Source organism: Salinisphaera sp. PC39 (assembly GCF_040361335.1).
Lineage (GTDB): Bacteria > Pseudomonadota > Gammaproteobacteria > Nevskiales > Salinisphaeraceae > APNM01.
The window spans coordinates 97,690-110,548 of record NZ_APNM01000005.1 but is presented as its reverse complement, the minus strand read 5'-3'; the positions used below and the strand labels follow the sequence as shown (position 1 = coordinate 110,548).

The 12,859-nt window shown below is 70.8% G+C and carries 11 protein-coding genes; 2 read left to right on the top strand and 9 right to left on the bottom strand.

What is annotated here, in order from left to right:
* Nucleotides 1-7: 7 nt before the first annotated feature.
* The 9 genes from PC39_RS06610 to PC39_RS06570 form a co-directional block, all read right to left on the bottom strand.
* A complete protein-coding gene (locus PC39_RS06610; protein ID WP_353252580.1) occupies nucleotides 8-553 on the bottom strand; it encodes an NUDIX domain-containing protein in 546 nt (181 codons plus the stop codon).
* A complete protein-coding gene (locus PC39_RS06605; protein WP_353252579.1) occupies nucleotides 550-1,056 on the bottom strand; it encodes an SseB family protein in 507 nt (168 codons plus the stop codon). The genes PC39_RS06610 and PC39_RS06605 overlap by 4 nt, the downstream gene beginning before the upstream one ends.
* Nucleotides 1,057-1,083: 27 nt before the next feature.
* Nucleotides 1,084-3,036, bottom strand: a complete 1,953-nt coding sequence (locus PC39_RS06600; RefSeq protein ID WP_353252578.1) for a transglutaminase TgpA family protein — start codon at nucleotides 3,034-3,036, stop codon at nucleotides 1,084-1,086.
* Complete coding sequence (locus PC39_RS06595; RefSeq protein WP_353252577.1) at nucleotides 3,026-3,994, bottom strand: DUF58 domain-containing protein; 969 nt, start codon at nucleotides 3,992-3,994, stop codon at nucleotides 3,026-3,028. The genes PC39_RS06600 and PC39_RS06595 overlap by 11 nt, the downstream gene beginning before the upstream one ends.
* Nucleotides 3,995-4,008: 14 nt before the next feature.
* Entirely contained in the window at nucleotides 4,009-4,950 is a 942-nt protein-coding gene (locus PC39_RS06590) for an AAA family ATPase (protein WP_353252576.1), read from the bottom strand.
* 129 nt (nucleotides 4,951-5,079) lie between these two features.
* Nucleotides 5,080-5,547 (bottom strand): FxsA family protein, encoded by a 468-nt coding sequence (locus PC39_RS06585; protein ID WP_353252575.1) that lies wholly within the window; start codon nucleotides 5,545-5,547, stop codon nucleotides 5,080-5,082.
* 161 nt (nucleotides 5,548-5,708) lie between these two features.
* The gene (locus PC39_RS06580) at nucleotides 5,709-8,474 is read right to left on the bottom strand and encodes a valine--tRNA ligase (RefSeq protein WP_353252574.1); all 2,766 of its coding nucleotides are present in this window, start codon (nucleotides 8,472-8,474) and stop codon (nucleotides 5,709-5,711) included.
* A 78-nt stretch (nucleotides 8,475-8,552) separates the two neighbouring features.
* On the bottom strand, nucleotides 8,553-8,981 hold the full coding sequence (locus tag PC39_RS06575; protein ID WP_353252573.1) for a DNA polymerase III subunit chi: 429 nt from the start codon (nucleotides 8,979-8,981) through the stop codon (nucleotides 8,553-8,555).
* A gap of 11 nt (nucleotides 8,982-8,992) precedes the next feature.
* Nucleotides 8,993-10,495, bottom strand: coding sequence for a leucyl aminopeptidase (locus PC39_RS06570; RefSeq protein WP_353252693.1), 1,503 nt, complete (start codon nucleotides 10,493-10,495; stop codon nucleotides 8,993-8,995).
* A gap of 187 nt (nucleotides 10,496-10,682) precedes the next feature.
* Between PC39_RS06570 and lptF the strand changes: the two genes are divergently transcribed.
* Nucleotides 10,683-11,789 (top strand): LPS export ABC transporter permease LptF, encoded by a 1,107-nt coding sequence (gene lptF / locus PC39_RS06565; protein WP_353252572.1) that lies wholly within the window; start codon nucleotides 10,683-10,685, stop codon nucleotides 11,787-11,789.
* Nucleotides 11,786-12,850 (top strand): LPS export ABC transporter permease LptG, encoded by a 1,065-nt coding sequence (lptG, locus tag PC39_RS06560; protein ID WP_353252571.1) that lies wholly within the window; start codon nucleotides 11,786-11,788, stop codon nucleotides 12,848-12,850. Before lptF ends, lptG begins: the two co-directional genes overlap by 4 nt.
* Nucleotides 12,851-12,859: the final 9 nt, after the last annotated feature.

The window sequence follows — 12,859 nt, the reverse complement described above, 5'->3', positions numbered from 1 at the left end:
GGCGGGTTCAGTGGTCGGAGACCATGGCCCGCACGTTCGGCGGCAACTCGACCTCGCGCGGCTCGTAGCCCCGCGCCTCCAGCCAGTCCTTGACCGCCCAGCCGGTGCTGGCCGGCCAGTAACGCACCCGCTCCGGTGCCAGCCGCTTGTACTCCGCCAGTTCCTCGTTGAGGGTGATCGGGCCGCTGGCGGTGAGGTGGTAGGCCAGCACGAGCTGGTTCATGCGCGGGAAGGGGTAGGTGCCGACGAACCCCTCGAGCGTGGCGTCCAGGCCGAGTTCCTCCTCGACCTCGCGCACGACGCCGGTTTCGGGATGTTCCCGGGGCTCCAGGAAACCGGTCACCAGGCCGAACATCTTGGGCGGCCAGGCGACGTTGCGGGCCAGGATCAGCGCCCCTTCGTGCTCCACGATCGCCGCCACCACGGGCACCGGGTTGTCCCAGAACACGTAGCCGCAGTCGGGGTCGGTGCAGCGCAGACGGCGGTGGCCGGACAATTCGGCGGCCTCCAGCGGACCGGCGCAGGCGGGACAATAACGTCGGGAATCTTTCATGGGGCCTCGGAGAGTTCGTCGATACGGTCCTGGTAACGCTCGCGCAGGCGCAGCAGGCCGTAGCTGGGGATCCTCATGCCCAGCGTCCAGCCGGGATTGATCGCCACGCCCAGTCCCGGCGCGGTGTGGGCGAGCACCCAGAGGAATTCGGTGCGTACGCCGTAGCGGTATTCCGGGTAGGTCTCGGCCACGCGGTAGGCGAGCTGCGGACTGGTGAACACCGCCAGCATCTCGCCGCCGTCCTCGCCGCCGGGGATCACCAGGGCCGGGATGTCGCCCGGATCGCGGGTCTCGACCACGTCCCGCTTGGACAGCAGGACGACCTCGGCGTCCACCAGCCGTTCCAGGAAATCGCCGATCGGGGCCTCGCCCTTCTGCGCGGCCAGCAGCCGGCGCTCCAGGGCATTGGTCGGTTCGGCCGGTTCGTCGGGGCCGGCGGCGGTCGCGGTCAGCGCCGCCAGCGACAGGATCGTTGCGGGAATCAGGCGCCACATGCGGGTCATGTTAGCAAGACCGGCGGCGCGGGGCGGTCAGGCCGATCGCGGCCGGAATTCCCGCACCGCGCGGAGCAGGCGCCGTCGGGTGCCGGGGGCGCCGGCATCGCGATAACGCAACTCGATGTAGAGCGCGGCGATCCGCCGGATTTCCGCGGCCCGCTCCGGTTGTGCCGCGGCGGCACGCCGGGCGAAGGCCGCCGGCCCCTCGTCGGGCCGGCGTTCGATGCCGGCACGGGCCAGCCGCCGGCAGAAGCCGCGCCAGGCGGCGACCGCCGGGTCGGCGGGTGCCCGCGGGCGGGCGCGCCACAGCAGGATCGCGCCGATCAGCGCCAGCAGGGCGGTGAGACTGCCGGTGAGCGCGAGGATCATGGCGCGCAGGTCGGGCAGACCGATCCGCGAGAGCACGGATTGCTGCAGTTCCGGACCGTAGGCCAGGAACCACCGGTCCCAGTAGGCGTTGGCCATGTCCCATGCGGCCTCCAGCCGATAGCGCAGCACCATGCCGCCACGCATCAGGTGCGCCGGGCGCTCGTCCGGCCCGAGGGCCGCGCCCAGGCCGCGTTCCACCCGGGCGGGGGAGACCGCGCCGGTGGGATCGACCCGGACCCAGCCGCGGCCCGCGAGCCAGACCTCGGTCCAGGCATGGGCGTCGGAGGCGCGCACGATCAGGTAATCGCCGAAGTCGTTGCGCTCGCCGCCGAGGTAGCCCGTGACCACGCGTGCCGGGATGCCGGCGGCACGCATCAGGAAGGTGAACGCGCCGGCGTAGTGCTCGCAGAAGCCGGCCCGGCTCTCGAACAGGAAGTCGTCGATGCGGTCGCCGCCGCGCAGCGGCGGCGGCTGCAGGGTATAGCGGTAGGGCTCGTCGCGGAACCGGCGCAGGGCGGTGTCGACGATCGCCGCGGGGTCCGGCACTTGGGCGCGCCAGCGCTCGGCCAGCTCCCGGGCGCGGGGATTGCCGCGCGCCGGCAGTTGCAGGGCGGCCTCCCGGTAGGCGACCGGCGCGTCCGGCTGCAGACGGTAGTCGGTATGCGACACGGCCCGGTAGAGGCGCCGGTGGCGGACCTCGTCCGGGGCGCGCAGGGCGCCGCCGGCGTCCGGCCGGCCGGGTCCGCGCCGCGGCAGGTCCAGCGCCGGCAGCCAATGGCCGCCGTGCGGCTCCAGGGTGAGTTCGTATTGCTTCGGTTCGCCCCGCCAGTCGATTTCCCCGGGCGCGGCGAGGGCCTCCGCGGCGCGCCCGGTGCGCCACTCGCCGCCGTTGAAATACCAAAACACCGGGCCGCGCCAGTAACGCTGCGACGGCGGCGGCGCGTCGCCGTCGAAGCGCACCCGGAAGGCGACCTCGTCGGACAGGGCGAGACGACTGATGCTGCCGGGCGACATGCTTTCCGACAGGCCCGAGCTGCCGGAGACGCCGGCGTCGTCGGGCAGGCCCCAGAGCGGGCCGGGGATGCGCGGGAACAGCACGAACAGCAGCGCCGCCACCGGCAGGGCCTGGGCCAGCAGGGCGGCGCCGTTGCGCAGGGCCGCGCGGGTCGCCAGCGGTCCCTGGGGATGGTTGGCGTCCAGGAAGCAGGCGGTGATCAGCCAGGCGGCCAGGGCCAGGTACAGGGCCATGAAGATGGCCTGCGAGAACAGGAAATGGGTGACCAGCAGGAAGTAGCACAACCCCAGCAGGACCATGACATCGCGGTGACTGCGCGTCTCGGTGAGCTTGAGTGTGAGCATTGCCACCAGCAGCGCCACGCCCGCCTCCAGCCCGTTGACCCGGCCGAAGCTGGCGTAGACGCCGGCGAAGGCGAGCAGGGCCAGTCCCAGCCGTAGATAGCGTCCCGGAGCGCGCCAGCCACGCCACGCGGCCAGGGCCTGCCACAGCAGCACCGCGCTCGCGAAGGTGCCGATCCAGGCGGGCACGCGCGCGAAGTGGGGCGCGCAGACGACGGCCATCACCGCCACCAGCCGCAGCCGTTGCAGGTCAGCCCGCATGGTCATACAGGGCCAGGGCCCGCAGGCAGCGTTCGCGCTGTCCGCCGGCGGTGTCCGGAGGAATCTCCACGCCCGGCAGGCGCAGGCCGTAGGCGAGACCGCGGCGCTCGGCGACGAGCACCCAGCGCGCGAGCTGCGACAGGCGGGTCTCCACCGGCAGGTGCGTCAGGTCCGCGGCGTCCAGCCACAGGGTGTGCTCGCGCGGGTCGGCGAATACCTTGGTCATCAGTTCGCCGCTGCGGGGATAGGCCTTCCAGTGGATTTGCCGCGGCGGGTCGCCGCGGGCGTAGCGGCGCAGGCCGACGAAGTCCTCGCGGCCCGCTTGCAGGGCCGCGCGGCCGGCGGCGGCGCCCGCCCGGGGCGCGGGCACCGGCAGGTCGCCGGCCGGCCGCGGGTAGACCAGGCAGTGCCGGTCCGGCGCCGCCCAGGACCAGGCCCGGAACAGGCCCATCGGGTATTCCGTGTAGATCCGCAGCCGGGGACAGGTCAGGCGTCCGCGCCGGGGCGCGGGCACCGGCAGACGGACGGTGGTCTCGCCGCCGGGCGGCACGTCGGTGACCGGCCCGCCGCCCTCGCCGGTGTCCAGGTAGATGGTGTAGCGGGCGGTGGCGCTGGGATTGGACAGGATCACCGGGAACACGGCGTCGTCGCCGGCGAAGACCGGCGCCGGCCGGGCCGGCCGCAGGCGCAGGTTCACCAGGTTGCGGTGACTGTGGTGCATGCTCACGAAGCCCAGGCCCGCGAGCAGGAAGGTCAGGGCGAAGCCCAGGCTGTTGCTGTAGTTCATCGAGCCCAGCAGCATCGTGAACACCATCAGGCCGAAATAGCCGCCGCCACGGGTCGGCAGGATGTACACGCGCCGGCGGTGCAGCTCGATGACGCCGCGCTGGCGCGGCGCGCGGCGCGCCAGCCAGTCCTGAAAGCGTTCGCGCAGGCGTTGTCCGGGACGCAGGGGCAAGACCGGCGGCCGGATCAGGGGATCGCGACCGCCTCGCGCAGCCGGGTCGAGGGCGGCGTCGCGGCGGGTTCGCCGTCGGCGGGTTGCAGACGGTGGTCGACCACCGCCGGGAGCACGGCCTGCACGTCCTCGGGCAGTACGTAGTCGCGGTCTTCCAGCATCGCCCAGGCCTGGGCGGCCCGCCGCAGGGCGAGTCCCGCGCGCGGCGACAGGCCCTGCAGGAAGGCGCCGCTCTCGCGACTCTGCCGGATCAGGTCGAGAAGATAGTCGAGCAGGGCGTCGCTCACCCGGATACGGTCCACGGCCGCCTGTAACTCGATGACATCCTCCGCCGTCATCACCGGGCGCTGCTCGGCGAGCAGCTCGCGCCGGCTGCGCTCGCTGAGCAGGGCGCGTTCGGCGTCGGCGGGCGGATAGCCGAGGTCGATACGCATCAGGAAACGGTCGAGCTGCGACTCGGGCAGGGGAAAGGTGCCGGCGTGATCCGCGGGGTTCTGGGTCGCGATCACGAAGAACGGCTCCGGGAGCGTCCGGGTGGCCCCGTCGATGGTCACCTGGCGTTCCTCCATGGCCTCCAGCAGGGCGCTCTGGGTCTTGGGGCTGGCGCGATTGACCTCGTCGGCGAGCACGAGCTGGGCGAAGACCGGTCCCGGATGGAACTCGAACTCGGCGTTCGCCGCGTCGTACAGCGACACGCCCAGGATATCGGTGGGCAGCAGGTCGGAAGTGAACTGCACGCGCGAGTAGTCCAGCCCCAGGGTACGGGCCAGCGCCTGCGCGAGCGTGGTCTTGCCCACCCCGGGCAGGTCCTCGATCAGCAGGTGGCCGCGCGCGAGCAGGCAGGCGAACGCCAGCTTGATCCGCGATTCCTTGCCCAGGATCAGGGCGCCCACGGTCGCGAGCGCGTCCTGCAGCGGCGTGGCGGCCCGCATGTCCTGCGACATCGGTCGGTTCATGGCGACTCCCGTATCTCCCGTGCCCGGGCGGCGCCGATGGCGGCCCGGACTGCCTCGTTTACAGCGGATTCGGTCCAAGGGTACCGGAGCGGCGGGCGATTGGCATCGTCGCCGCCGCGCCGTCAGGCGTCAACGCGGCCGGTTCCGGGGAGTGCGATCGCGGTCCTCGCGACGGAAATCGCCCTCGATCACGTCAGGGCCGCGACGGGGATCGCCGCCGTAGGGGCCGCCGGCGGGCGTGATCACGACCATGCGCGACAGCAGCCGGCGCGCGACCTGGCGCCGCAGGGGCGGCACCAGCATCAGGAACCCCAGGGTGTCGGTGATGAAGCCGGGCGTGACCAGGAAGGCGCCGGCCACGAGCAGGGCGGCCCCCTCCAGCAGCGGCACCGCGGGCGGCTCGCCCCGCGCCTGGCAGGCGCGGATGTCGTTGATCGCCTGCATGCCCTGGTAGCGCACGAGCTGGCTGCCGACCACCGCCGTCGCGATCACCGCGGCGATCGTCGCCAGGGCCCCGATCTCCTGGCCGACCTCGATCAGCAGCCAGGTCTCGATCAGGGGCAGGACGATGAACAGGAGGAGAAGTCGGCCGGCCATCAGATGAATCCACGATCGCTGGGTCGAGTGGCGGCGTGCCGGGAAACGTAAGACGGGAAACGGAAAACGCCGGTCGGCCACGCCATCGCCATGATTATCCTCTCACGTCTTCCGTCTTCCGTCTTCCGTCTTCCGTCTCCCGTTTCCCGTCTCCCGAGAACTCACATCGCCGCGATGCGCTCGCGCTGGCCGCGCAGTTCCGCCAGCGCGGCGTCCAGCTCCGCGAGCCGGTCGCGCTGCTTCTGGACGACCTCCGCCGGCGCCTTGTTCACGAAGTTCTCGTTGTCGAGCTTGCCGCATACGGCGCTGCGCTCCTTGTCGATCTGGGCCAGGCGCTTGTCCAGCCGGTTCAGCTCGGCCTCCTTGTCGATCAGACCGGCCATGGGCACCAGGAGTTTCATGCGGCCGGCCAGCGCGGTGGCGGATTCGGGCGGTTCCTCGTCGGTTTCCAGTACCCGGACCGACTCGACCGCGGCCAGGAACGCCAACGCGTCGCGGTGACGTTCCAGGCGGGCGCGGTCGTCGGCATCCGCGTTCTGCGCCAGCACCGGCAGGGCCTTGCGCGGCGCGATGTCCATCTCGCCCCGGATCTGGCGCAGGCCCAGGATGACCTCCTGCAACCAGGCGATCTCGGCCTCGGCCTCGGGGTCGATCCGATCCTCGTCGGCCCGCGGATAGGGCTGGTGCTGGATGGAGTCGCCCTCGCGCCCGGCCGGGGACGCGACCCGCTGCCAGATCTCCTCGGTGATGAAGGGCGTGAACGGATGCATCAGCCGCAGCGTGGCTTCCAGCACCCGGACCAGGGTGCGGCGGGTGCCGCGCCGGGCGGCTTCGCCGGTGCCGTCCGCGTTCAGCACCGGCTTGCACAGCTCCAGGTACCAGTCGCAGTAGTGGTGCCAGACGAAGTCGTAGACCGCCTTGGCGGCGAGATCGAAGCGGTAGGCGCGGATCTGCCGGTCGACCTCGGCCTCGGTGCGCTGGAGCTGCGAGACGATCCAGCGGTCGGCCCAGGACAGCTCGACCTCGGCGTCCGCGGCGGCGCCGCAGTCCTCGCCTTCCGTGTTCATCAGCACGAAGCGGGCGGCGTTCCAGAGCTTGTTGCAGAAGTTGCGGTAGCCGGCGACCCGTTCCAGGTCGAAGCGCAGGTCGCGGCCCTGCGAGGCCAGGGCGGCGAAGGTGAAGCGCAGGGCGTCGGTGCCGTAGGCGGGGATGCCGTCGGGGTACTCCTTGCGGGTCATCTTCTCGATCGCCTTGGCCTTCTGCGGCTGCATCAGGCCGGCGGTGCGCTTGGCCACCAGCGATTCGGCGTCGATGCCGTCGATCAGGTCGATGGGGTCGAGCACGTTGCCCTTGGACTTGGACATCTTCTGGCCTTCCGAATCCCGGATCAGGCCGGTGATGTAGACCTCGCGGAAGGGCACGTCGTCCATGAACTTGAGCCCCATCATGATCATCCGGGCGACCCAGAAGAAGATGATGTCGAAGCCGGTGACCAGCACGCTGGTGGGATAGAAGGTGCGCAGTGCCTCGGTGTCGTCGGGCCACCCCAGCGTGGAGAAGGGCCACAGGGCCGAGGAGAACCAGGTGTCGAGCACGTCCTCGTCGCGGGTCAGTGCGGCGTCGCCGAGGCCGTGGCGCTCGCGCACCTCGGTCTCGTTGCGGCCGACGTAGACGTTGCCGTCGGCGTCGTACCAGGCCGGGATGCGGTGGCCCCACCAGAGCTGGCGGGAGATGCACCAGTCCTCGATGTTGCGCATCCACTCGTAATAGGTCTTGTCCCAGTTGCCGGGGACGAAGCGGATACGGCCGTCCTCGACCGCGCGGATGGCGGGCTCGGCCAGGGGCTTGGCGCGCACGAACCACTGGTCCGTGAGATAGGGCTCGATCACGGCGCCGGAACGGTCGCCGCGCGGCACCATCAGGCGGTGCTTCTCGGTCTCGGCGAGCAGGCCGGCGGCCTCCATGTCGGCGACCACGCGCTCGCGCGCCGCGTAGCGGTCGAGACCGCGATAGGCCTCGGGCGCGGTGTCGGCGACGGTGGCGTCCTCGTTGAGGATGTTGATCCGGGGCAGGTCGTGGCGTTCGCCCAGGGCGTAGTCGTTGAAATCGTGCGCGGGCGTGATCTTGACGCAGCCGGAACCGAACTCGGGGTCGACGTAGTCGTCGGCCACGATCGGGATATCGCGTTCGGCCAGGGGCAGTCGCACGGTCTGCCCGATCAGGTGCCGGTAGCGGTCATCCTCCGGGTGCACCGCCACCGCGGTGTCGCCGAGCATGGTCTCGGGCCGGGTGGTGGCGACCACCAGATGGCCGGAACCGTCCGTCAGGGGATAGCGGAAGTGCCAGAGATGGCCGTCCTCCTCCTGGCTCTCCACCTCCAGGTCGGAGATCGCCGTGCGCAGGACCGGATCCCAGTTCACCAGCCGCTGGCCGCGGTAGATCAGGTCCTCCTCGAACAGGCGCACGAAGACCTCGTTGACCGCCGCGGACAGTCCCTCGTCCATGGTGAAGCGTTCGCGGGACCAGTCCACGGAGGCGCCCAGGCGCCGCATCTGGCGGGTGATGGTGCCGCCGGACTCGGCCTTCCACTGCCAGATGCGCTCGACGAACGACTCGCGGCCGAGCGCGTGGCGGTCGCTGCCCTCGCCGGCGAGCTGGCGCTCCACCACCATCTGCGTGGCGATGCCGGCATGATCGGTGCCCGGCTGCCACAGGGTGCGATGGCCGCGCATGCGGTGGTAGCGGGTCAGGGCGTCCATCAGCGTGTGCTGGAACGCATGGCCCATGTGCAGGCTGCCGGTGACGTTGGGTGGCGGCAGCATGATGCAGTACGGCTCGCCGTCGCCCGCGGGCGCGAAGTCGCCGCGCGCCTCCCAGCGCTCGTACCACTTGGATTCGATCGCCTTGGGGTCGAATTGTTTTTCCATGAACGTGACTGGTGAAACGTGACTGGTGATTGGTGATTCGTGATTGGCGGTTCGCGACCGGCGGTCGCGCAACAGCGATCACGTGATCTTGTGGGTCTCCAGCGGATAGCCCCGCTCCTGATAGAAGCGGTACCGCCGCCGGCCGGCGTCGCGGGTGTCCGGGGTCACGATCTCGGCGGCGCGCTCGAAACGGCTGAAGAAGTCCGGCACCTCCGGGTGCAGGTTCACCAGCACGTCGTCGAGGCCCGGCGGCGGATCGCCCGTGCCCAGGACCACCGGCGTCGGGTCGTCATCGCCCGCCAGGGCCGGCGCGGGCGCGTGCGGCACGAAGCTGCCCTGGCGGAAGGTCCAGAGAAGCTCGTCCGCGGCGCGGCACGCCGCCTCGTCGGGGAGGCGCCAGTATACCCGGTGGCCCTCGGCGTGGGCCTTCTCGATCAGCCGGCAGGCGAAACGCAGCGCCGCGTCCGGCGCCGCGTCCGCCAGAACGTAGAAGCCGACGCGGGTCATGCCCGCCGGCCTCAGCCCGCGACGCTGTCGATCAGGAACTGCGTCAGCAGGCCCACCGGCCGGCCGGTCGCGCCCTTCTGTTTGCCTGAGTTCCAGGCCACGCCGGCGATGTCCAGGTGGGCCCAGCGCAGGTCGCGTGCGAAGCGGTGCAGGAAGCAGGCCGCCGTGACCGAGCCGGCCTCGCGGCCGCCGACATTGGCGAAGTCCGCGAAATTGCTGTCGAGCTGGGACTGGTAGTCCTCCCACAGCGGCATCGGCCAGGCGCGGTCGCCGATGGCGTTGCCGGCGTCGCGCAGGCTCCGCCGCAGGCGGTTGTTGTTGCTGTACAGCGCCGCCGCGTGCGAGCCGAGCGCGATCACGCAGGCCCCGGTGAGGGTGGCGATGTCGACCACGTACTCCGGCTTGTAGGTGCGCTCGACGTAGGTCAGCGTGTCGCACAGCACCAGCCGGCCCTCGGCGTCGGTGTTGAGGATCTCCACCGTCTGGCCGGACATCGTGGTGACGATGTCGCCCGGCTTGATCGCCTTGCCGTCCGGCAGGTTCTCGGAGGAGGCGACGATCCCGACCAGGTTGATCGGCAGCTCCAGCTCCGCGGCCGCCTGCAGGGTGCCGAAGACGCTGGCCGCCCCGCACATGTCGAACTTCATCTCGTCCATGGTGGCGGCGGGCTTGATGCTGATGCCGCCGCTGTCGAAGGTGATGCCCTTGCCCACCAGCACGGTCGGCTTGGTGTTGGCGGGGGCGTTGTTGTACTCCATCACGATCAGCTTGGCGGGCTGCTCGCTGCCCGCGGAGACCGCCAGCAGGGCGTTCATGCCCAGCTTGCGCATCTCGTCCTCCTCCAGGACCTTGGTCTTGACCGCGGGCAGGCGCTTGGACAGTTCCGCGGCCTGGTCGGCCAGATAGGACGGCGTGCAGATATTGCCGGGCAGGTTGCCCAGTTCCTTGGCGAAGTCGACACCGTGGCCGATGGCGTCCGCCTCGCGGATGCCGGTCTCGCCGGGCGGCAGGTCGGAACGCCGCGGCACCTGGAACACCAGGCGCGAGAGCTTGCGGGTGTATTTCTTGTAATCCTGGCCCTTGCAGGCCTCGAACCGGTAGAAGACCTCCCGTGTCGCCAACGCCGCCTGCTTGACCTGCCAGCGGACATCGTCACGACCCTTGACGTTGAGTTCGGTGAGGTAGTGCGCCGCGTCGACGCCGCCGACCTTGTCCAGTTCCCTGGCGGCGGCGACGCACGCCTTGCGATAGGCGCGTTCGTCGAAATCGCGCTCGCGGCCGCAGCCCACGAGCAGGATCCGGTCACAGAACAGATCGTCCAGACCGTGGAGGAAGGTGGTTTGGCCGAGCTTGCCGTCCATGTCGCCCCGGCGCATGACGCTGCCGATCAGTCCGCCGCTCGCGGCATCCAGTGCCTGGGCCTGCGGGGAAGGCTTGCGGCGTTCGAAGATGCCGACCACGACGCAGCCGACGCGCTGTTTCTCCGGACTTCCGCTCTTGACGAGGAACTCGATGGACACTCTCTCTCTCCTGTTTTTCTGGCATGATGACCCGGTCTCGGCATCCGGCGCGATTGCCGTCCGGATGGCCGACCGAACGAGATCAGACGGCGTATTCTACGGAAATGCTAGAAAAAATCACCTATCCCGTCGCTAGCGCGGAAATTATCAAACAAACCCCGCCGTCCGCCGCCTCCGGAACGTGACTTCCGCCATCCTCTATCGCCACATCCTCCGGGAGTGTGTCCGTACCTGGTCGGCGGTCGCGGCGGTGCTCCTGGTATTGACCCTCGGTGTGGGATTCGCGCGCTTCATCGCCCGCGCCGCGGCCGGTGAGATACCCGCCGACATCGTCCTCACGGTCGCCGGCTACAGCGCTTTGGAAAATCTCGAAATCGTGTTGCCGGTCTCGCTGTTGCTGGCGATCCTGCTCACGGTCGGGCGGCTGTGCCGCGACAACGAGATGGCCGCGATGGCGGCCGGCGGTGTCGGGCTGGCCCAGCTCTACCGGCCGTTTCTGACCTTCGCGCTGCTGCTGACCGCCGCGGCCGCGTGGCTGAGCCTGAGCCTGGGTCCGGAGGCGGGCCGCGCGATGCAACGCCTGGAAGGGACGGCCGGCGCGATGGCCCTGGGGACCCTGGAGCCGGGGCGTTTCCATACCCTGCTCGACGGCCGGGCGGTATTCTATGCCGAGGCGGTGGCGGATGGCGGCCGTCGCATGCGCGATGTGTTCATCCGCGTGCGGGGTTCCTCCGATGCCGCCGGCCGGCCGACCCCGGAAACCGTGGTGGTGGCCGACCGTGCCTGGCAGCGGGAATCCGAGAACGACGGGGGACGGACCCTGGTCCTGCGTGACGGCCGCCGTTACGAGGGCGTGCCGGGCCGGGCCGACTACCGGGTGATCCGTTTCGCGGAACACGGCGTCCGCATCGCGCCGCCGAAGCCGGAGCTGGATCTGGACCCGGGCGAGCGCGACACCCTGGAGCTTGTCGGTCACGCCGAGCCCGAGGCGCGGGCCGAGTTGCAGCGCCGGCTGGCGGTGCCGATCTCGGTCCTGGTGCTGGCGCTGGTGGCGGTGCCGCTCGGGCAGGTGCCGCCGCGCTCGGGCCGGTACGGCCGGCTGGTGATCGGCATCCTGCTCTATGTCGGCTACGCCAACCTGCTGCGGTTGGCGGAGGTCTGGCTGGCCCGCGGCGTCACGCCGGCGGCGCTCGGCCTCTGGTGGGTACACGGGCTGGTGCTGGCGGTCGTGCTGGCCTTGCTCGCGTACCGCTCGGGCCATCTCCGGCTTCGGGCGACGTCGCCATGAAGCTGCTCGACCGCTATATCGCCCGCAACGTGGTCCAGGCCGCGGCGGTGGTCGCGCTGGCGGTGGCGGCCCTGTCGATCGTCGTCGCCTTCATCGGCGAGGCCGACAACCTGGGCGAGGGCGATTACGGCATCTGGCAGCTCGTTCAGTACCTGTTGCTGCGGCTGCCGGAGGATATGCACCTGGTGCTGCCCGTGATCGCGCTGCTCGGCGCCCTGATCGCGCTGGGCGGACTGGCCGCCGGCGGCGAACTGGTGGTGATGCGCGCCGCCGGCGTGTCGATCGCGCGCCTGGCGGGCTCGGTGCTGCGCGCCGGCCTGGTCCTGGCGGCGGTCTCGTTGCTGCTCGGGGAGTTCCTGGGGCCGCGCGGCGTGGAGGTCGCGGACGGCCTGCGCGATATCGCCCGCCACGGTCATCAGAAGTACCGCGTGGACGAAGGGCTGTGGTTGCGCGACGGCCGTGATTACGTGCGTATCGGCGGGGCGCTGGCCACCGACCGGCTGATCGACATCACGGTCTATCGCCGCGACGAGGCGGGTCGGCTCACGAGCATCCTCGGCGCCGAGCGTGCCGAGCGCATCGCGGGCGGCTGGCGGTTGTTCGGGACCCAGATCACGCGGTTCGGGGACGCCGCGGTGGCCGTGGAACGGGTCGAGCGGCACGACGTCGACCTGGGGCTGCGGCCCGAGATGCTCCAATTCTCGGTGACCAAGCCGGACGAGCTGGCCACCCTGGGTCTCTACCGTTACGTGCGCTATCTGGAGCGCAACGGTGTCGCCGCCGGCGAGTACCGGCTGGCGATGTGGCGCAACATCGTCAGCCCGCTGACCGTGATCGTGCTCACGCTGTTCGCGCTGCCGTTCGCCTTCGGCTCCCTGCGCGGCGCCGGTGCCGGCCAGCGGCTGTTCCTGGGCGGCCTCGTCGGGCTGGTCTTCTTCATGATCAACGAGATCGGGGTGGCCGGCGGTCAGGTGGCCGGGTTGCCGCCCTGGCTGACCGCCGCGCTGCCCACGGCGCTGCTCCTGGCGGGGACGCTCTACTGGCTAAGGCGGCTGAACTGAGCCCGGCGG

Coding starts and splice junctions, on each gene's coding strand:
- PC39_RS06610 (WP_353252580.1), bottom strand. CDS start 553: ATGAAAGATTCCCGACGTTATTGTCCCGCCTGCGCCGGTCCGCTGGAG.
- PC39_RS06605 (WP_353252579.1), bottom strand. CDS start 1,056: ATGACCCGCATGTGGCGCCTGATTCCCGCAACGATCCTGTCGCTGGCG.
- PC39_RS06600 (WP_353252578.1), bottom strand. CDS start 3,036: ATGCGGGCTGACCTGCAACGGCTGCGGCTGGTGGCGGTGATGGCCGTC.
- PC39_RS06590 (WP_353252576.1), bottom strand. CDS start 4,950: ATGAACCGACCGATGTCGCAGGACATGCGGGCCGCCACGCCGCTGCAG.
- PC39_RS06585 (WP_353252575.1), bottom strand. CDS start 5,547: ATGGCCGGCCGACTTCTCCTCCTGTTCATCGTCCTGCCCCTGATCGAG.
- PC39_RS06580 (WP_353252574.1), bottom strand. CDS start 8,474: ATGGAAAAACAATTCGACCCCAAGGCGATCGAATCCAAGTGGTACGAG.
- PC39_RS06575 (WP_353252573.1), bottom strand. CDS start 8,981: ATGACCCGCGTCGGCTTCTACGTTCTGGCGGACGCGGCGCCGGACGCG.
- lptG (WP_353252571.1), top strand. CDS start 11,786: ATGAAGCTGCTCGACCGCTATATCGCCCGCAACGTGGTCCAGGCCGCG.